This window comes from Lacrimispora sp. (genome assembly GCF_047605665.1).
Taxonomy (GTDB): Bacteria; Bacillota; Clostridia; order Lachnospirales; family Lachnospiraceae; genus Lacrimispora.
This window is the reverse complement of sequence record NZ_JASGFH010000005.1, coordinates 192,859-212,686: the sequence shown is the minus strand read 5'-3', so window position 1 is coordinate 212,686 and position 19,828 is coordinate 192,859. Positions and strand designations below refer to the sequence as shown.

Annotated in this window: 19 protein-coding genes; 13 read left to right on the top strand and 6 right to left on the bottom strand. The window is 44.2% G+C overall.

Features of this window, described 5'->3' with window-relative positions:
- Positions 1-39: 39 nt before the first annotated feature.
- Complete coding sequence (locus QM657_RS05800; protein WP_415065631.1) at positions 40-801, top strand: DeoR/GlpR family DNA-binding transcription regulator; 762 nt, start codon at positions 40-42, stop codon at positions 799-801.
- Positions 802-836: 35 nt separating this feature from the next.
- Positions 837-2,753 (top strand): BglG family transcription antiterminator, encoded by a 1,917-nt coding sequence (locus QM657_RS05795; RefSeq protein WP_415065630.1) that lies wholly within the window; start codon positions 837-839, stop codon positions 2,751-2,753.
- A gap of 86 nt (positions 2,754-2,839) precedes the next feature.
- Here the strand turns inward: QM657_RS05795 and QM657_RS05790 are convergent, their stop codons facing one another.
- On the bottom strand, positions 2,840-3,676 hold the full coding sequence (locus QM657_RS05790) for a class II aldolase (RefSeq protein ID WP_415065629.1): 837 nt from the start codon (positions 3,674-3,676) through the stop codon (positions 2,840-2,842).
- Positions 3,677-3,914: 238 nt separating this feature from the next.
- On the opposite strand from QM657_RS05790, the gene QM657_RS05785 reads away from it, so the two are divergent.
- From QM657_RS05785 to QM657_RS05750, 8 genes are all read left to right on the top strand, one after another.
- Positions 3,915-4,322 carry a PTS sugar transporter subunit IIA gene (locus QM657_RS05785; RefSeq protein ID WP_415065628.1) on the top strand — a complete coding sequence of 136 codons (408 nt, stop codon included), beginning with the start codon at positions 3,915-3,917 and terminating at the stop codon, positions 4,320-4,322.
- The gene (locus tag QM657_RS05780; protein ID WP_415065627.1) at positions 4,319-4,798 is read left to right on the top strand and encodes a PTS sugar transporter subunit IIB; all 480 of its coding nucleotides are present in this window, start codon (positions 4,319-4,321) and stop codon (positions 4,796-4,798) included. The genes QM657_RS05785 and QM657_RS05780 overlap by 4 nt, the downstream gene beginning before the upstream one ends.
- 25 nt (positions 4,799-4,823) lie before the next feature.
- Positions 4,824-5,591 (top strand): PTS mannose/fructose/sorbose/N-acetylgalactosamine transporter subunit IIC, encoded by a 768-nt coding sequence (locus QM657_RS05775; RefSeq protein WP_415065626.1) that lies wholly within the window; start codon positions 4,824-4,826, stop codon positions 5,589-5,591.
- Position 5,592: 1 nt separating this feature from the next.
- A complete protein-coding gene (locus tag QM657_RS05770; protein WP_415065625.1) occupies positions 5,593-6,429 on the top strand; it encodes a PTS system mannose/fructose/sorbose family transporter subunit IID in 837 nt (278 codons plus the stop codon).
- A gap of 26 nt (positions 6,430-6,455) precedes the next feature.
- Positions 6,456-7,508: a zinc-dependent alcohol dehydrogenase gene (locus tag QM657_RS05765; RefSeq protein ID WP_415065624.1), complete on the top strand. Its 1,053-nt coding sequence runs from the start codon at positions 6,456-6,458 to the stop codon at positions 7,506-7,508.
- Positions 7,508-8,977, top strand: coding sequence for a xylulokinase (gene xylB, locus QM657_RS05760; RefSeq protein ID WP_415065623.1), 1,470 nt, complete (start codon positions 7,508-7,510; stop codon positions 8,975-8,977). Before QM657_RS05765 ends, xylB begins: the two co-directional genes overlap by 1 nt.
- 134 nt (positions 8,978-9,111) lie before the next feature.
- Positions 9,112-9,570, top strand: coding sequence for a hypothetical protein (locus QM657_RS05755; protein ID WP_415065622.1), 459 nt, complete (start codon positions 9,112-9,114; stop codon positions 9,568-9,570).
- A gap of 25 nt (positions 9,571-9,595) precedes the next feature.
- Complete coding sequence (locus QM657_RS05750; RefSeq protein ID WP_415065621.1) at positions 9,596-9,853, top strand: HPr family phosphocarrier protein; 258 nt, start codon at positions 9,596-9,598, stop codon at positions 9,851-9,853.
- Between the two features lie 161 nt (positions 9,854-10,014).
- Here the strand turns inward: QM657_RS05750 and QM657_RS05745 are convergent, their stop codons facing one another.
- Together QM657_RS05745 and QM657_RS05740 are read right to left on the bottom strand one after the other, a co-directional pair.
- Complete coding sequence (locus QM657_RS05745; RefSeq protein ID WP_415065620.1) at positions 10,015-10,317, bottom strand: hypothetical protein; 303 nt, start codon at positions 10,315-10,317, stop codon at positions 10,015-10,017.
- 125 nt (positions 10,318-10,442) lie between these two features.
- On the bottom strand, positions 10,443-12,980 hold the full coding sequence (locus tag QM657_RS05740; RefSeq protein ID WP_415065619.1) for a PAS domain S-box protein: 2,538 nt from the start codon (positions 12,978-12,980) through the stop codon (positions 10,443-10,445).
- 766 nt (positions 12,981-13,746) lie between these two features.
- Between QM657_RS05740 and QM657_RS05735 the strand changes: the two genes are divergently transcribed.
- The 3 genes from QM657_RS05735 (at position 13,747) to QM657_RS05725 (ending at position 16,475) form a co-directional block, all read left to right on the top strand.
- Positions 13,747-14,580 carry a LysM peptidoglycan-binding domain-containing protein gene (locus QM657_RS05735; protein ID WP_415065618.1) on the top strand — a complete coding sequence of 278 codons (834 nt, stop codon included), beginning with the start codon at positions 13,747-13,749 and terminating at the stop codon, positions 14,578-14,580.
- Positions 14,581-14,704: 124 nt separating this feature from the next.
- Positions 14,705-15,160 (top strand): GNAT family N-acetyltransferase, encoded by a 456-nt coding sequence (locus QM657_RS05730; protein ID WP_415065617.1) that lies wholly within the window; start codon positions 14,705-14,707, stop codon positions 15,158-15,160.
- A gap of 124 nt (positions 15,161-15,284) precedes the next feature.
- Positions 15,285-16,475 carry a coenzyme F420-0:L-glutamate ligase gene (locus QM657_RS05725; protein ID WP_415065616.1) on the top strand — a complete coding sequence of 397 codons (1,191 nt, stop codon included), beginning with the start codon at positions 15,285-15,287 and terminating at the stop codon, positions 16,473-16,475.
- Positions 16,476-16,618: 143 nt separating this feature from the next.
- Here the strand turns inward: QM657_RS05725 and QM657_RS05720 are convergent, their stop codons facing one another.
- From QM657_RS05720 to QM657_RS05710, 3 genes are all read right to left on the bottom strand, one after another.
- Entirely contained in the window at positions 16,619-17,485 is an 867-nt protein-coding gene (locus QM657_RS05720) for an AraC family transcriptional regulator (protein ID WP_415065615.1), read from the bottom strand.
- A 339-nt stretch (positions 17,486-17,824) separates the two neighbouring features.
- Positions 17,825-18,973, bottom strand: a complete 1,149-nt coding sequence (locus tag QM657_RS05715) for an aldo/keto reductase (RefSeq protein ID WP_415065614.1) — start codon at positions 18,971-18,973, stop codon at positions 17,825-17,827.
- Between the two features lie 35 nt (positions 18,974-19,008).
- Complete coding sequence (locus QM657_RS05710) at positions 19,009-19,623, bottom strand: DsbA family oxidoreductase (RefSeq protein WP_415065613.1); 615 nt, start codon at positions 19,621-19,623, stop codon at positions 19,009-19,011.
- Positions 19,624-19,828: the final 205 nt, after the last annotated feature.

Sequence of the window (19,828 nt, the reverse complement as noted above, 5' to 3'; positions counted from 1 at the left end):
GTTGAAAAACAATCACTTATGATCAGAAAAGGAGCATATATGAGCAATTTTAAAAGAGAAAATGAAATATTAGAATTGCTGAAAGAGATTAATTATGCTACGGTAGAATTTCTGGCTTCTAAGCTCTATGCAAGTCCTTCCAGCATAAGGAGAGACCTGACAAATTTAGAGAATCAAGGATATGTGAGACGTTCGCGCGGGGGAGTGACGCTGCTTGCGCAGTCTGCCGGACTTGCACCTTTTGCCCTGCGCAAACAGGAAAGCAAAAAGGAAAAGATGATTATTGCCAGAAAAGCAATCACTTTAATTAAGCCTGATTCTGCGGTTTTTTTCGACAGCTCCACAACAGCTATGAATTTTGCATTTTTAATAAAACCGGAATGGAATATTACAGCGTATACAAATAATCTTCACATGGCCCACTTATTGGCGGCTAAACATATTAAAACTTATGCAGCAGGAGGTCTGGTATCTGACAGGGATTATGTGATTACCACAGGGCCGTATGCCCTTGAGCTGCTTAAAAATATATATGTGGATCAAATGTTTTTTACTTCCTCTTCATTGAATGAAGATGGAAAGATCACTGATGTCAGTGAGAAAGAGACAGAAGTGAGGAAGTTTATGCTAAAACAGGCCAAAAAGCGAGTTTTCCTTTGCCCCTTTGAGCGTTTTGGAAAAATGTCGGAACATTTGGTCACCACTTTGGAATCTGTTGAGTGCATTGTTTCTGACCAAAAACTGCCGCAATCATTCCGGGACCGTTTTTCGCACATTCAGTTTCTTGATGCCGAAAAATAGCCTGAATATTAAAGAACAGATGAGGAGGGCACATCTTGATTAACCAGCGCCAGATAGAAATATTACTTGAATTGTTTAAGAATTCCGATGAATGCCTGACTGCTTCATACTTCGCTAAAAAAATGAATGTGAGCGTTCGGACTGTACAGGGAGATCTTCGTGTTATAAAGGATCTGTTGGCAAAAGAAAAGTGTGCCAGCCTTGAATCGGTGGTGCCAAAGGGAACTTGTCTGCATATTCACAATCAAGAAGAATTTACGGCTTTTATAAACACACTTTATCAGCAGCATGCACACGTTTCCTTAGGTTATCCTTCGGGCAGAGTCAATTATATACTGATGTATTTATTAAATCAGCAAAGAGCAGTATCTATTTCGAAAATTGCTGATGAGTTTTATATATCCACGTCTACTCTGCTGAATGATGTCAGAAAGCTTCAGGAAGTATTGGCTGAGTATGATCTTGATTTACTTAGAAACGACAACCGCATTATGATATTTGGTTCAGAAATAAATAAACGCCGTTATATCGTTGAGAAGAATATGTTTCTTGCACACAGTTCGAGAAAGGCTGGAACGAAATATATTGATGAAAAGCAGATCGCGGTAATTAAAAATATAATAACGGATGTTTTTATCAAATACAAATACATCATGGCTGATACGGATATTCAAAATTCAATTCTTATGCTGAATATCATGATTAAACGCCTTCAACAGGGCTTTTACATAAATCCCAATGAGTTGTCCATCACCGATGCTTTAGATATCGAATTAAATATTTCCGGGGCTTTATTTGACAGGTTAGCAAAACGCTTTTTGATAACTCCAACGGAGTATGAAGTTAAGTATTATGCATTGTACCTTAAAGGGAGATCAAACTGTCAAAATCCTTCGATGATAACTGTTGAAATGGATGAATTTATCGTTGATGCATTCCGGGAGATAAAAAAACGGTTTGATATAGATTTTACCGATAATATTAATCTGCGCATCGCATTGGCTCTTCATTGTGTGCCTTTAAGCATAAGGATTAAATATAATATGCAGTTGAAAAGCAGGATGCTGGACTATATCAGACAGACCTTTCCGCTCGGATATGACATTGGAATATTTTTTTCGCTGCTGCTGGAAGAACGATACGGCAGGAAGATTTCCGAGGCTGAAACATCGCTGATAGCAATACATTTTTATAGCTGCCTGCTGGAAGTAAACAACAAGACGGGTACAAAGCGGGTATTAGTCATCAGTTCTTTGAAAAACAGCATGACATTACTATTGAGGCAGACTCTGATTAAGTGGTTTTCAAATAATATGTCCGTATTGGATTTTAAACATGAGATTGAAATCACAGAGGAAATGATGGATGAATACGACGTTTTCTTAACGACTGACAAGGGGAAAATGTACGAAAAAGGCATTGCCATGTTAATTGATGCCTTTCCATCCAAGCATGATTATATGAATATCAAGCTGATTATGGATGGATTTAAAAATATTGAAGATATACTCCAGATATTCAGTCCAGACCGTTTCTTTGTTGATGCAGGTGATTCTAAATCAAGTGTATTGGAACTTCTTTGCGGTCATTCGGATGAAAAAGACGGCCTGGAGCTGCTTCATTCAGAGGTTATGAAAAGGGAGCATAGGGGGAGTACTTATTTTGGGGAAGGAATCGCTGTTCCCCATCCGATGTACGCTGTTTCCTCTGATACATTTGCGGCTGTTGCCGTGAGCAGAACTCCTTTGGAATGGGATGAGGAAAAGAATCTGGTTAATCTTGTGGTCCTGATATGCATCGGAAGAAATAATCCGCAGGCTTTTCATCTTTGGGATTACATTGCTAAGATTTTTGCGGATAATCTTTTTGCTAAAAAAATAGCAGCCGATCCGAAGTATGAGACATTTGTGGAACTTGTGAGAAATTCGCTAAAAGGCAGTATTTTGAATTAAAATGAGGTGGGGAGAGAATGATTTAATTCTCTCCCCACCTCATTTTACTGCCGTGGTTTATTCATATAGCTTAAGTTCCGCTGTTTTTACTGCTGATTGATTATTTTTGTGATACTCTGCGCTGTTTGGCTCACATTTTCAACGGACTCCAGACTGAGCTCAATCACGCTGGCAGCATTATTATTTTGCACATATGCTTTGCCGAATGTGGTTATAAACGCCTTTCTTAAATCGGAGCCATAGTTGATTTTCAACATTCCATAATTTTTCGTTTCACGAATGATTTCAAATGGTACGCCGGACCCTCCGTGCATAACCAGGGGAACTTTGCAGACAGCAGAGAGTTCTTTTAACAGCGGAATGTCTATTTTGGGTTCCATGTCCAGGCCGTGGACATTTCCTATGGATACAGCAAGCAAATCACACCCGGTGCGCTCTATGAAGTCAGCAACCAGCTTGGGGTCAGTTTTGCAGTCTGCTTCATTGACAATATCTTCTTCTTTTCCCTTTAAAGCACCTAATTCCGCTTCTACAGGTACGCCATAAAAATGGCAGTAGTCAACGGCTTTTTTTGTTGCGGCAATATTCTCTTCATATGGGAGATGGGAAGCATCGATCATAACAGAAGTAAAGCCGGCATCTACACACCTTTTTACATCTTCATAAGATTTGCCATGATCCAGATGCAATGAAATCGGTACATCGGAGTCCTTTAGAGCATCTTTTGTCAGAGCGACGATCGCTTCAGGGCTGGAAAGTCTTAAGTTGTTGGAAGAAATCTGTATGTAACCCGGCAAATTTACTGCATTGAGCCCCTTGGCAATTGCGTACGTCATTTCCAGATTTGTGGTGTTGAAAGAGGGCAGCAGGTAGTTGTGTTTCACTGCATAATCCATTAAATCAAAGCCATTTACAATCTTCATTTCGTTACCTCCTTGAATTTAAATTGGTTGATGGATGAATAATTTCATTATATCAAGGCGGATTTATGGTGAAGATCACTTATTTCCGGGGTTACTATGCAATCGGGAAAATATAAAATCAATAAAAATGCGTGCTTATTACGCAAAAAGTTATCTCAAATGAACAGTTGGCTGTGATATACTCTGTTTAAAGTTGCAACTGAACTGCATTCTAAAATATATAGGCGGAGGTTTGTATATGAAAATTATTTTAGTTTCACATGGAAGCTACTCCAAGGGGTTATTGGATAGTGTTCAAATGGTTTTAGGTCCCCAGGAAAAGCTGGTAGCTTTTGGATTGTTTCCGGAGGAGGGCCCCTCGGATTTAATCCAAAAACTGGAAGAGGAACTTAAAGTGTCAGAAGGTGACAGTATTCTTTTCATGACAGACTTGTTCCACGGCAGTCCCTTTAATTGTGTGGTTTCTCTGATGAGAGATTATGAGTTCCACCACATAACAGGGATTAATCTACCGCTTCTTATCGAAGCTCTCATGTCCAGAAACGGAGGCTTATCTGTTGAAACCGTCTGTGAGAACCTGATTGCCCTGGCACCGGAAACGATTAAGGATGTAGGAAAATTTTTTGACGAGGAGGTTTCAGAGTGAGAAATATTGTATTGGCAAGAGTTGACGATCGATTGATACACGGTGAAGTGGTATCTGTTTGGACTCCAAGCTTAAGTGTAAACCGGATTGTTATCGCAGATGACGGTGTTGCTGCTGATAAGTTTAACAGCAAGGTATTAAAGGTTTTAGCACCAGCCGGTGTGAAAGTGAATGTATACACGGTAGAGGAAGCGGGAGAAAAGATGAAGACAGAGGGCCCTGCAACTGAAAGGGTTATGGTACTCGCAAAAACACCGGTTACTTTTCTAAGAATGGCGGAGAAAGGCCTGGCTATTAAAGAGGTCAATCTTGGCGGGATGGGAATAAGAGAAGAGAGAACACCATTTATCAAAAACGTGGCCTGCAATCCGGAAGAAGTGGATTCCATCAGGAAGATGATGGAAAAAGGCGTTCGTGTGTATTATCAGCTCGTACCGGAACAGCAGATCATTGAAGCATCCGGATATGTGAAATAAATGAAAATAATGGAGGTGTTTTAGTATGTCAATGACGTTAGTTCAAGCTGTTTTTTTGGGAGTGACCTACTGGCTTGCAATTGGTAACCTGCCGTTTGTCGGGTTATGGTCACTGCAAAGGCCGCTGGTTTGCGGTCTGGTTACAGGTATTATCCTTGGTGACCCGGTACAGGGGGCGGTTATTGGAGGAACCATTAACCTGGTTTACTTAGGCTTTATGTCAGCAGGGGGCAGCATGCCGGCAGATATGGGTCTGGCAGGCATTCTGGGAACGGCTTATGCGATTGTCGGCGGACTGGATGCGGAAACAGCACTTGCGCTGGCAGTTCCCATCGGTATTCTTGGAACCATTGTCTGGTATGCGCGTATGACTGTTGACTCCGTATTTGTACATATGGCGGATCAATACATTGAGAAAGGCGAGTATCACAAGATATGGAGGGCAAATGTTCTGTTTCCTCAGATGTTTGCGTTTGTCATAACGGTTATTCCCTGCACCCTGGCAGCATATTTCGGGGCAACTTATATTGAAGGCTTCTTATCATTATTAAGCGGAAGAGTTTTAACTGTGTTTCAGATTATCGGCGGATTAATGCCGGCTCTTGGTATCGGTATTACCCTGATGTACATATTCAAGGGTGAATCAAAGGTATTCTTTTTCCTGGGATTTATTTTAGCGGTTTATTCAGGTCTTGGCTTAATGACTTTAGGCGTAATTGCGCTGATCGTGGCAATTATCTATGTTCAGGTTACTGAATCAAAAGCCCCGGTGCTGGCAGAGGAGGATGATTAATATGGCAGAGGAAAAAAAGACATTAATACCAAGAAAAGCTTTGCTGCGTTCCTGGCTGATTTGGGAATCGTTCCCCCAGACCTGCTACAACTATGAGCGGATGATGGGACAGGCGGTAGCCCATGTATTTGCCCCGATTATCAAATATTTTCACAAGGATAACCCGGAAAAACGGAAAGAAGTGATGAAACGTGAAATTGAATTCTTTAATGTTCATATTGAATTCGGTGCATGTATACTCGGCATGGCAATTGCCATGGAAGAGCAGAAGGCTATGGGAGAAGAAATTCCGCCGGAATTTATAACCAATATCAAAACGTCTCTTATGGGACCGTTAGCCGGTGTCGGTGATACGATTTGGCAGGGCGTTGTCATTCCTATACTTCTGGCAATTTGTATTGATATTACCCGCTCCGGCCAGGGAAATATATGGGGCTCTATTATTTACGCAATATTGATTGTTGCAGGCGCTCATGTTCTCAGTTATATGAACTTTATGTTCGGTTACCGGGCAGGCAGTGATGCGATTATAGATTTCCTCGAAAAAGGCACTTTGAAGAAGTTGTTAAAGGGTGCGTCGGTAATGGGCTGTATGGTTATGGGCGGACTTATCGTAAATTATGTAAAATGCATATGCGGCATTGAAGTAGTTAGTTCGACCTCTGTATTTAATTTCCAGAAAAACTTTTTTGATGTGGTGATGCCGAATATCCTGCCCCTGGGTGCAACCATGGGTGTATATACCCTGCTCAAGAAACGCTGGTCATCTATAAAAATTATTATTTTGATTATTGTGATCGGAATCATTGGAGGTTTGACGGGAATTTTAACGTTCTAGGCAGTCATTAAGAACGGAAAGGAGAAATGATGAAGGCCATTATTTTAAATGAACCCCGAAATGTGACTTATTCAGACATTGAATTGCCGGCATTAAAGGAAGATGAGGTTTTGCTTCGGGTAAAGGCTTCCGGAATCTGTACAAATGATGTGCGTGATTTCAATGGAGACTGTAATTACAGCTTTCCTCGTATTGGCGGCCATGAGTACTGCGGCGTCATTGAAGACATGGGCGCTGGAGTAACGGATCAATACTTTAAAAAGGGCCAGCGGGCGGTTGCTTACATTATTGATGACTGTAAAATGTGCTATTACTGCAAGCATGGTGAAGAAAATATCTGTGAAGGACTTCCCAGGACAAAAACTTTTCAGAATCCCGATGGACTTTCCGGATACGGCGGATTTGCAGAGTTCGTTGTGGTAAAAGCCAATGATGTCTTCGCATTTCCTGAGGAGGTTTCATTTGAGAAGATATCTTTTACAGAGCCCCTGGCTTGTGTGCTCAACAGCATTAACCGTACAGCCATAGAATTTGGAGATGATGTGGTTGTCATTGGCGGAGGCGCTATGGGGCTGCTTCATGTTATGGCTTTGAAGATGAAGGGAGCACGCGTTATTTTAAGTGAGCCATTGGCCCGGCGCCGTGAAAAGGGACTTGAACTGGGCTGTGATGATGCAATCGATCCGATGAATGAAAACGTAATTGAGGCGGTTCGAAAGCTCACCGGAGGCCGTGGAGCAACAGCCGTATTTAATACGACGGCATCTCCTAAGGTGGCAGCAGACACTGTTGAGATGACGGCGCCAGGCGGGATATGTGTAATGTTCAGTTCTCTGCATCCCAATGATCCGGTGCCTGTAAATATGGGAAGAATACATTCATACCAGATCACAATTACAGGTGCTGTCAGTCCGACAATCAAAGCTTATCATCAGTCAGTCCAGTTATTATCAAAAGGCCTTCTTGATCCAAGCCCTCTGATTGAAGCTGTCTATGATTATACTGAATTTGACAAAGCAATTGAATGTGCGGCTAAAACAGAAAGCTATAAAGTGATTATTAAATTTGGAGAACTGTAATGGGATTATATATTGGTATTGATATAGGAACTTCATCGGCCAAGATAACGGCTATTGATACGGCTGGAAAAATTGTATCAGGCTGTGACCGGGAATACCAATATTCAGAACCCCAACCAGGCTGGAAAGAAATCTGGCCAAAAGTCTGGGTGGAAGCTGTCAAATCAGGTCTGAAAGCGCTGCTTTCAGACCTGGATAGACATTCTGTGGAAGCAATTGGTATTACCGGGCAAATGCATACAACTGTTTTTCTTGATGAAAATGGGTGTTGTATTCGGCCTGCCATCATGTGGAATGATATGAGAACAAAAGACGATGTTTCGAATGTGAAAGGGATATTAACGCAGGAGGATACTGCATCGATCTTAAAGATAATTTCCACCGGCAGCCCGGCAATGAATCTTTTGTGGCTGAAAAACAATGAACCGGAAAATTTTAAAAAACTGCATAAGTTTTTAATAGGACCTGACTATCTCGTATATTATTTTACCGGGAAATACAGTACGGATTATTGCGAAGCATCTACGTCATCTCTTTATGATTTGGAAGAGCGATGCTGGTCAGAAAGTATGAGAAAAATAATTGGACTTCATGAATCCGCCTATCCTCCAGTGAAGGGGAGCCAGGAGATCGTCGGAAGTTTGCGGTCTGATTTACAGGAAGAACTGGGCCTGCCTTTTGGCGTGAAGATGATTGCCGGAACTGGTGACAACTCTGCATCGGCAATTGCCACGGGATGCTTACGGTATCAGTACCCGGTTTTATCCATTGGGACCTCAGGAGTGTTAATGGTGTCAAGGAATAAAATCGACAAAAGTATGAAAGGCAAGCGGATTTTATTTTCTTTGGATGGAAAGGAAATAAACAATCTTATTCAAGGCGTTGTTCAGTCCGCAGGCGGGAGCTATGGCTGGTATGTGAAGAAGGTCCTTGGAGTTAACAACTTTAATGACATGACAGATTCCATTGATACTTCAAAATTGGGCGAAAATAATCTTCTGTTTTATCCGCACCTGACTGGCGATAAAACAGTGTATAGTGATCCGACCCTGAGAGGTGCTTTTATAGGACTTGATACAAATCATACGAGAGAAGACCTGGCAATTGCGGTAATGGAGGGAGTTTGTTTTGCGGTAAAACAGCTTTCTGAGGCAATGCAGCTATCTGAAGAGGAGTTACATCAATTAAAGGTAACCGGCGGGGGAGCCAACAGTGAGGTCTGGATGCAGATTTTATCCGATGTGCTGAACGTTGAGATCGTCCAGCTCGACAGCAGTGAAGGGGCAGCCTATGGGGCTGCGATAATGGCTTGCAATGCTGTAAATGGGAATAATAAGAAAGAGGAACTGCAAGGGGCTGCTGAATTTAAAAACAGCATTGTTCCAAGACCGCATCATGTGGATTTATATGCCGGAAAGTATCATAAGTACCTCAGAATATATGATGCAGTAAAGATGATCTATCAGTAAGGGTGAGCGGAGTGAAAACGTGTCGTGTATGCAACAACAGATTAGGGATGATGAGATTTAAATATACGGGCGGCTGTATTTGCAGGGATTGCTATGAAGCGGCCAGCAATAATTGCACAGAAACAATCAGGGGGATGTGCCTGGAAGAAATTCAACAGCGGGTTTCTTCATATGCGGAAGCTTCTAAAGATTTGATGGGATTTGAAGTGACAAAAAGGATTGGCAATTATCTATTGATTGATGATAAGAATAAGAGGTTTTGTATCCTTAATAATCGGTTAAGATCAAAGGAATACAGCCATCCAAAACAGTTTCCCATTGAAGATGTGAAGTATTGCAGGGTAAATTGCAGTCCGGAACTGGTACAGAATAAGGCTGATGGCGATAGCTTCAACGAGGTGCCTGTTATCACCGGGTTAGGAATTGATGTATTTTTTCATTCCTCATCTAACGTTCAGCATATCAGCATTCTTTCCACTCCAGTGCGTAGAAAAAGTTTTGCTTTTAAACGGAGCAGAGCATTTATGCAAGCTATCGTTGAATATTTTGAGGCCAATGGTGTGATTTGCAAAAATATGGATTCCAGAACGTGATTCCATCTTAAAGGAGGTTCTGCATATGAAAATCCTGAATTATGTAGTTCGTACACCAACCGGTATCCATGCAAGGAATGCGTTTCTGCTGAGTAAAATAGCTGTCCGGTTTCAAAGTGAAATTCAAATTCAAAAAGGTGAACGTGCTGAAAATGTTAAAAATGTGATGTCTATCATGTCTCTTCATGTGAGGTTTAAAGACAGCATTTCAATCATTATATCTGGAAGTGATGAGGAAGAGGCATGTAAAGCGTTAACGGTATTTTGTGAGGCTAATTTATAGCTGCAATTTTCCACGCAGTATTTAAACAGGAATAACTTACCGTATTCTTCGTGCCGGGACTGGTACATTTGATAAAAACTGAAAAATAAGAATGAAGAGGCCTTCTGTGATAAAAATCAAATCACAAGGAGGCCTCTTTTTTAAATCCCTTTTCCTGGATTTTAAGGAAGGGTAAATGCATCGAGAGCTTCATTACAGGGGATATATCTTAATCGGTATCTGGCCCCTCCAAGAGTGAGGAGAGGGTGGATGATATACAGGGCTTCTTCGGGCAGTCCGCAGAAGATGCCCTGGGCCAGAATGGAAAGCCCTTCCTCCGCAGAACCGTAAAATCCTGCGTTCATGCGGATTCTTTCATCGGCTTTCTCCAGCCAGTCCTGCCAGACAAGGAGAAAACAGGCCTGCTTTTCCTGGTCCGTCCGGGGATATTTAATTTCAATGAGAGTGACCTTGTCTGCTTTCATAGTGCCAGCCTCCTTTTTGACAGGAGCATTTATTTGATGTCCTAATACATGGTATTAAAAAGGAGGCTGTAAGGTGAATCTGTCCATAGGGCGAAGAGAGGGCCCCTGGGTGATTTTGTTCGGGTTTAAAGATCAGGGTCGTCCAGTTCCAGGAAGACTTCGGCTATATAGGGGTCAAACTGTTTCCCCGCCAGTTTTTTGATTTCTTCTTTTGCCGCCTGGGGTTCCATGGCCTTCCGGTAAGGACGGTCATTTGTCATGGCATCGTAGGAATCGGCGATTGACATAATGCGGCATAAGAGAGGGATATCGGTTCCTTTTAAGCCTCTGGGATAGCCGTTTCCATCCCATCTTTCATGATGGGAAAGTATATATTCGGATACCATGGAAAGCTCAGGTGTGTTCTGTGCGATGCGGTAGCCCAATTCCGGATGGCGCCTGAGCTCCTTCCACTCTTCTTCGTCTAAGGGGCCGGGCTTTGTCAAAAGCTCTGTGCGCACCCCCACGTTTCCAATATCATGGAGCATGGCAAAGAGTGACAGCTCGTCCCTTTCTTCAAGGGTGAGATTTAACTTCTCGGCAATGGAAAGGCAGATGGCCTCCATCCTTAAGGAATGCTCGATGGTTTCTGTGCTTCTCTCATACAGGGTGGATAAGAGGGAATTCATGATGCTGTTGCGGTAAGTCTTTCCCTCCATGAGCTTTTTGTGGTACATCCGTTCTTCCGCTTTTTGAAGAACCTGATGAAAAGGAATATTTTCATCAAATTTCACGTCAATGCCAAGGGCTACGCTGATCTTAAAAGGAAGGCTGTCATTCTTTTTTAAAGTTTCTTCCAACTTCCGCACCAGCTTTTGTGCTTTTCCGGCATCTGTTTTCGGGAGCAGGACTAAAAATTCATCGCCGCCCCATCTGGCGGATACGCCCATTTCTCCTATGGTTTGCTGAAATGCTTCTGCAACTGATTTTAAAAGGAGATCTCCGGTCTTGTGGCCGAACACGTCATTGCTCACCTTTAAGCCGTTCACATCGCCCATGATGACGGCAATGGGCAGATTGTCGGGCCGGTCTATCCGCAGCAGTTCTTCTTCCATGTATCTTCGGTTGAACATTCCTGTCAGGGAATCGTGATAGCTTAAATACAAAATTCGTTCCTGCTGTGTTTTTTCCTGGCTCACATCCCGAAAGACCATGACAACGCCGTACATCTGCCCTTTTTCGTCCCGGATAGGGGCGGCGCTGTCTGCAATGGGGACAATATACCCCTGTTTGTCAAAGAGCACCGTGTGATTGGCAAGGCCTACGGTCTTTCCGGTTCTCAGCACCTCGCTGATGGGACTTGATGCGGATTCTCCGGTGGCTTCATTTCTCAAGTCAAAAATTTCATCAAAAGGCTTTTTAAATGCCTCCTCGTTCTTCCAGCCGGTGATATCGCTGGCCGCTTTATTTAAGGAGGTCACAAGTCCTTCGTTATCAGTGGTAACGACTCCGTCTCCGATGGAGTTAAATGTGACGCTTAACAGTTCCTTTTCTTTTGATAAGTCATCCTTGAATTTTTCCCGGTCTGACACATCAAATATAATGGAAAACAGTTGTTTTTTCCCCTCATAGGTGATGAGACTGGTGTATATATCCACCATTCTGATTTCCCCGCTTTTTAAACGGTGGGGGTAGAGGAAATAGCGGTCTGTTTCCGTGAGAGAGTGGATCTGGCTGTGGTGTATGGTTCCGTTGATGTTCTCCATGTTCATGGCCAGCAGCTCTTCCTTGGTATAACCGTAAAAGGAGCAGGCCTTTGGATTGGCATCCAGAATACGTCCATTCTCCCTGTCAACGATCAGCATAACGGCTGAATGAGAGGTAAACATGGAATTTAAGTTCTCTAAAAGCTGTTCCTTTTCTATTTCCAGGCGCCTTAAGTCTGTAATATCCGTGCGGGAACCTACGATGTAGGAAACCTGGCCATTTTCCTTCACGGGAGTGAGGCGCACCAGCCACCTTCTGCTTTTTCCGTTAAAAGTAGCTGTCTCTTCATAGATCAGGCTTTCGCCGGAGTCCACGCATTTCTGGTATCCGTTCTGGAGCAGGGCTCCCGTCTCGCCAAGGGCCTGGACCGGTGTTTTTCCTCTCAACTGCTGTGCGGTCAGGCCGGTTAAGTTCTGATGAGCCATATTGTTGCGGAGGTAGCGGAATTCTCCGTTCACGTAGTTGACGATAAACAGGCCATCCTGGGTGCTGTTGAAAAAGATGTCAATATCCTCGGCCAGTTTCTCGTTTTTACACTGTTCTGTCTGCAACTGCTGGTAAATGCCAGTGATATCAGTGAAAAAGGCTGTGATTTCCTTTGACCGGCCGCTGCGCCGGAGGGTTACCTGAAAGCTGCATTCACCAATATTTATGATAAAAGGCTTTTCCTTTTTAGCGTGATTCAGATTTTCATAAAAATTTTCCCAGGCAGAAGTATCGGAGACATCGTTAAGGAGCTGGGATATTTCCTGATTCAGTGACGTTTCTCTGTTCAAACCCCAGCAGTGAAAAAATGTATCATTGGCGTCCATGAGAATATATTGACGTCTGGGAGCGGTCTTTTCAACAGAAGACGCCAGGCGGGCATATCCTATGGGCATTTGCATGAAAATGCTTTCCATTCCTTCATTTTTCATGGTGAGTCCCCCTTCAAGTAAATAAGTGTGTGAAATGTAGAAATAAAAAGTTATTAATATGGAAATGATATCAAAAAATCTTTCATTATGCAATTGATCATTTTCGTTTTCTGTAAATAATTTCCAGTTTTTTGCAAGGTATATAGGTAAATTGTATTTTGTCTGCGGTTGACAGGTACTTTCCTGTTTCTGAAATCATAAAATAATGCAAATTGTTTAATTGAAAGGCAGTAAAATTATGACTCCTTGTTCAGAAGGAATGTATTCTTATACTGTTCAGGCTGGTGATACCCTATGGTTTATCTCACGGCGTTTCAATGTATCCCCAGAGGACATTGTGGCTGCCAATCCGAGCGTGAATTTAAATAGTATGTACATTGGACAAATGATCTGTGTTCCGCGGGAAGATATGATTCAGCCGACTCCCTCACGGGAAGGGCAGCCTCAGCCCCAGGTTCCATCGCAGGGACAGCCGCAGATGCCGTCGCAGGGTCAGCCGCAGATGCCGTCGCAGGGGCAGCCGCAGACTCCATCTCAGAGCCAGCCGTGGACTCCATCGCAGAGTCAGCCGCAGATGCCGTCGCAGACTCAACCGCGGACTCCATCGCAGACTCAGCCTCAGACTCCATCTCAGAGCCAGCCGTGGACTCCATCGCAGACTCAACCACAAACACAACCGTGGATGCAGCCCCAGCCATTTACATCTCCCCAGTCCCAATCCCAACGTTCCCAAATCCAGTCTCAAGCTCAGCAGCAGACACCGCCCATGGTCCGCAGAGAATCGAACAGCATCGGCATGGTCAATGCCTGTCCGGATGGAACGTATTCTTATGTGATTCAGGCAGGAGACACATTGTGGCTGCTATCACAGCGGTTTAGCACAACCGTGGATGCGATTATGTCTGCAAATCCGGGAATCAATCCTGTTAACCTGTTTATCGGGCAGGTGATCTGCATTCCTTACGGAGGCAGATATCCCTCGCGCCCCCGTCCCCAGCCAGCCCCTCAGCCCCAGCCTCAAACTCAGCCCGGACTTCAGCCTATTCCCCGATGGGTCAGCAGTGCGGAGCAGACTTTAAATAATTACTTAAGGCTTTTATGGATGCAGCATGTTTACTGGAGAAGGATGCTCATTCAAAGCATTGCGTTTTCCGCTCCTAATGAAGATGCGGTTACGAGCCGTCTTTTGAAAAACCTGGAAGATTTCGAAACCGCCCTTCGCCCATTTTACGGAGAAGAGAGCGGGGAACGGTTTGAAGACCTTTTGACAGACCGCCTTACAATCGGAAGAGAGCTTTTCAGAGACATAAAGGCAGGCGACACAAGCGCAGCAGATGCTGCGGAAAGGCGCTGGTATCAGAATGCGGATCAGATCGCAGAATTCCTGGGCAGTCTGAACCCCAACTGGTCCGTCCAGGACTGGAAGAAGATGCTCTATGATGACCTTGCGATGCTGAAAGTGGAAGCTTCCGATATGATATCCGGTGATTACAATGACGAAATCCGGGTTTTTGAAGACATTGAGCATGGAGCCATGAAAATGGCAGATGCCATGGCATGGGGAATTGTAAGACAGTTCCAGCAGTACTTTGGATTATAGCTCTAAAACAGGCGGCCCGGTCAAAGAGACATGGGCCGCCTGTTTTTGCAGGCTGTCAAATGTGCTGAGGTGGAGAAAACAGCCGTTTCGTGATAAGATAGAGGAAAGGAACGGAGGAGAACATATGGAAATAAGGGAGTACAGGGAATGTGATATACAGGAAATAACGGAGTTATTTTTCAATACAGTCCATGGGGTATGCAGCAAGGACTATACCCAGGAACAGCTTAATGCATGGGCCGGGCCGGTAAATGCAGACCAGTGGAACCGCGTGTTCCTGGAGCATTATACCCTGGTGGCGTCAGAAAACGGCACCATTGCAGGCTTTGGTGACATTGACCATACAGGATATCTGGACCACCTTTTCGTTCACAAGGACTATCAGGGCCAGGGGATTGCGACGGCTCTCTGTGACAGCCTGGAAACGCAGTTTTTGGTACATGCCATTACAACCCATGCCTCCATTACGGCAAAGCCATTTTTTGAAGCCCGCGGATACAGAGTGGTCAAAGAGCAGCAGGTCATGAGAAACGGTGTTGTGCTCACCAACTATGTGATGGAAAAACTGCTGAAAAGATAGAAAAAACGGTGTTACTATGCAGGAAATCGTAATTTTATTAATAATATTTTTTAATTTACCTTCCCTGGAAAAGGATTTTATATTATAATGTAAGTGAAAAATCCTAAAGTTTGGAGATGATACAATGGAACGTAAAGTAGGTACTGTAGTAAGAGGCATTCGCTGCCCTATTGTCAGGGAAGGAGACGATTTGTCTCAAATTGTTGTAGATAGTGTATTGGAGGCGGCTGAGCAGGAAGGCTTTTCTCTGCGTGACCGGGATATTGTTTCAGTGACAGAATCCGTGGTAGCCCGCGCTCAGGGAAATTATGCTTCGATTGATGCAATCGCAGCAGATGTAAAGCAAAAGCTTGGCGGCGAGACAATCGGTGTCATTTTCCCCATCCTTTCCCGCAACCGTTTTTCTGTCTGCTTAAAGGGTATTGCCCGCGGTGCAAAAAAGGTGATTCTTATGCTCAGCTATCCCAGCGATGAGGTGGGAAATGAACTGGTTTCTTTGGATCAGATCGATGCTGCCGGAATCAACCCTTACAGCGATGTGCTCACCCTGGAAAAATACCGGGAATTGTTCGGCGAGAACAAGCACACCTTTACAGGCGTGGATTATGTGCAGTATTATGGAGACCTTGTCCGTGCGGAAGGTGCAGAATGCGATATTATTTTTGCCAATGATTCCAGAGTGATTCTGGATTACACCAAAAATGTGCTCTGCTGCGATATCCATACCCGTGCCCGTACGAAAAAGATTCTTAAGGCTGGCGGTGCAGAGAGAGTATGCGGACTTGACGACATCCTCAACGCTTCCGTAGACGGCAGCGGCTATAATGAGCGCTTCGGACTCCTTGGCTCCAACAAATCCACCGAAGATAAGGTCAAGCTTTTCCCGCGTGAATGTACACCTCTTGTGGAGGACATCCAGAAAAAACTGCTGGAGGCAACAGGAAAGCATGTGGAAGCCATGGTTTACGGCGACGGCGCATTTAAGGACCCGGTAGGAAAGATCTGGGAGCTGGCTGATCCCTGCGTTTCTGTGGCTAATACTCCCGGACTCAATGGAACTCCTAATGAGATCAAGCTTAAATACCTGGCGGATAATGATTTTGCAGACCTTTCCGGTGAAGCGCTGCAAAAGGCTATCGAGGGACGCATCAAAGACAAGAAAGAAAATCTGGTGGGAGATATGGCATCCCAGGGGACAACCCCCCGCCGCTTAACCGACTTGATCGGCTCTCTGTGCGACTTAACCAGCGGCTCCGGTGATAAGGGAACTCCTATCATTCACATCCAGGGTTATTTTGACAACTTTACAAATTAAGCTCCTTTTATCCGGAAGCTTTTATAACTACAAAATAAAGCGCCTCTGTAAAAGGTGCTGACATAACGAAACAATAAAACGGCGGGGATATTTCCCGCCGTTTTATGCTTTCTGCTGCAAGAGCAGATGATACACAAACAAATTCATTTTTTCTTCCGGACCGGTGTCCAGACTTCACTGTAAGCGTAATCTTTTTTATGTTCATCCATTTTTGAAAAGGAAAAAGCGGGCATGTCGATGACCTCATAATCGGAATTGGGAAGCCATTCGGAATAGATTCGCGCCATGGTGTTTTGCAGCGTGAAGGGAAATGGGCCTTCATTGGGAAAAACGGCCCAGGAGCAGGCTTCTACCGGAACTTTCACCAGTTGGCCGCTTACTTCTTCTTTGGTGGTCAGCACGCCGATCAAATGGGTCAGTTCACCTTCTTCTTTCAAAAAGCCGGCGTCTGCTTCATAAGAAGCGTTGATGATCTGATGAGGTTCCATGTCTTGCAGCGCGTGCATTTCCTCTCTTTGTTCTTTTGTAATGCTCATTGCAAGCTCCACAATCGCATTGTTGACACCCTCAAACTGCATGGGAACCCGCTTGCTTACACCGGCCAGATAAAACGCCGGTTTTTCTTCAATTCTGCATTCCATCGTATTTCCTCCTTTGGTTGTGATGACAAATGAAAGCTTGGGGAAGGGCTTACTGATCCTTTTTTTGACTGCATCTGAGGGCAAAAAGCCGCTCCATTTTTTGAATGCACGGGCAAAGCCATCCATGGACCCGTAGCCGTACTTATAAGCGACGTCTGTGACCTTTTCTCCCATCAGCAAATCTTCATTGGCTTTTGACAACCGCCTGCTTTTTATATATTCACTCAATGTCATTCCTGCAAGATAAAAGAATACTGTCCGAAAATGATAATCGGAGATTCCAACATATTCAGATACTTTTTCCAGATACAGTTCGTCAGTCAAATGTTCTTCGATATACTCAATAGCCCGGTTTAGTTCCTGCAGCATATCCTTCCCTCCCTTCGCTTCTACATCATACCAAATCTGCTTTATCAATACTCGACTTTTGTATGTAAAAAATATCGGACTCCCATGGAAGCAAATGATCTTTACGGTGAGCATTTTTTGTTCAATTCATATTATCAGCATACTTTCACCAATTATATCCATAGAGAAATAACAAAAACCTGCTGTTCAGTTTCTTTAAATAACAAACACCGATACCGCCTGAAAACGGCGGAACCGGTGCTTATTACTTTATCTTATGTCACCGCCCTTGATTATTTAGGCGCTCTTTTTATAAATTCCCTATGTCCCAAACATCTAAAGCGCTTTTTTATGAATTCCCTATGCCCCAAACATCTGAGCCGCTTTTTCCATGTTATCCATGGCGGGCACATCAAAGGGACACCGTTTGTCACAGGCTTTACAGCGGATACATTCTCCTGCCTTGTGGGGCAGGACTTCATAGTGTTCCCGGACTGTTTCCGGTATATCGTTCTGGGCGATTGCCAGATTTAAAAACTTGGTGACAGCGGCGATATCGATTCCCACAGGACATGGGGCGCAGTGGCCGCAGTACATGCAGTGGCCCTTCCAACTGATCTTGGGCAGCGCAGCAAAGGCGGCTGCATAATCCTTTTCACTGTCAGGCGCATCCACATAGGAAATACTGAGCTTTAATTCTTCTAAAGTCCTGGCTCCCGACATGACCGTGGCTACGGCAGGCCGGGTCAGGGCATAATGGAGGCACTGGTAAGGTGTCAATGCCATTCCGGCAGGAGACAGTTCGGCGCTTAGAAGATCGCCGCCTCCAAATGCTTTCATCACCGTGATGGCCACTCCCAGCCTTTGACACGTCTCATACAGGGCCTGGCGGTCCGGGTCCATATTGACCAGCGGTTTTTCATAGCTTTTCGTATCCCATAGCTCTTCTATGTTTTCGCTGGCAGGCTGGAGATCGTAGCAGGGGTTGATACTGAACATGAGGACATCGATCAGACCGCTGTTTACGGCAGCCAGGGCAGCTTCCGGATTGTGGCTGGAAAGGCCGATGGAGCCGATTCTGCCCGATTCCTTCAACTTTCGGGCGTACTCCATAACAGCCCCTTCCTTGACGGATTCCCAATCAGACAGGGAATCAACATAGTGAATCATGCCGATTTCCACATGGTCGGTTTCCAACCGCTCCAACTGGTCTTCAAAGCCTTCCTTAACTTCTTTAATATCCCTGGTCCGCTTATACTGGCCGTTTTTCCAGACTGTGCAGAGATGGGCCTGGAGCAAAAATTTTTCCCTGCGGCCCCGCAAGGCCCGGCCAAGCATGGAACGCAGTACCGGGTCCGGGGTATATAAGTCAATGCAGTTGACTCCCCCTGCCTCCATGGCATCTACAAATTCTTTTATCTGCTGGTAAGGCTTATCTACAAAGCCTTCACACCCCATGCCGATTTCACTGACCTTTAGGCCCGTATTGCCCAGTTCGCGATAATTCATGAATCCATATCCTCCTCTTATTTAAACGCTTATTTCTAATCCTCAAAAAGGCTGTCTAAAAATTCTTTCACCTGTTCTTTTGTAACGCCTACTCCTGCCGCAGCATCCAGGCGGTGAGGACCGCTGATGAAAGTCGGGACTACTTCAATTCCAGTTTCTTCATAAGCGTAAGATAAGGACTGCTGCTGTTTTTCAGAATAAGTTCCGTCTTTTAAAGCGGTTTCCAGATCGGCTGGGTTGATACCGCAATTTTGTGCGCAGGAGAGAATAACAGAGATATCTTCCACGTCTTTTTGCTCCACAAACATGGCTCTGAACATATTTTTGTGGTATTCTTCCACATTTCCCTGATGCTCAATGATATAGTGCATCGCCTCAAAAGCTTTGTCGCTTCTGGGAACAGGGGAAACAGGGGAATTCAGCTTCAGACCGGCCTGAAGAACGAGAGGTCTGACTTTACGCTCCCAGGCTTCCTGGTGGTCGGAAATATCGTGGGGAGGTTCCGATTTGGGATGAGCCTCAACGGCCCTCCATTCTATTTCTATGTCATATTCCGGAATTAAATCCTCCAAATGCTTTAGCCCTGCATAGCAAAAAGGGCATATATAATCGAAAAATACTTCCACTTTCTTTTTCTCATTTTTATCCATAAGCTGGCTCCTTTCTCTTTTCCCGCAGGAAAAACAAACCTCGTTATAGTTCCGAAGATTGACGGAACTTATGCTTATTATATTATAATTTTACTTTATATACAAGCTGGCATGGAAATTCTGACAAAATAGGCAGGGGTGAAAGTATTATAAATAATAAGAAAGAAAATGCTGAAAAAATAATGGGAATTTCGTGGATATCATT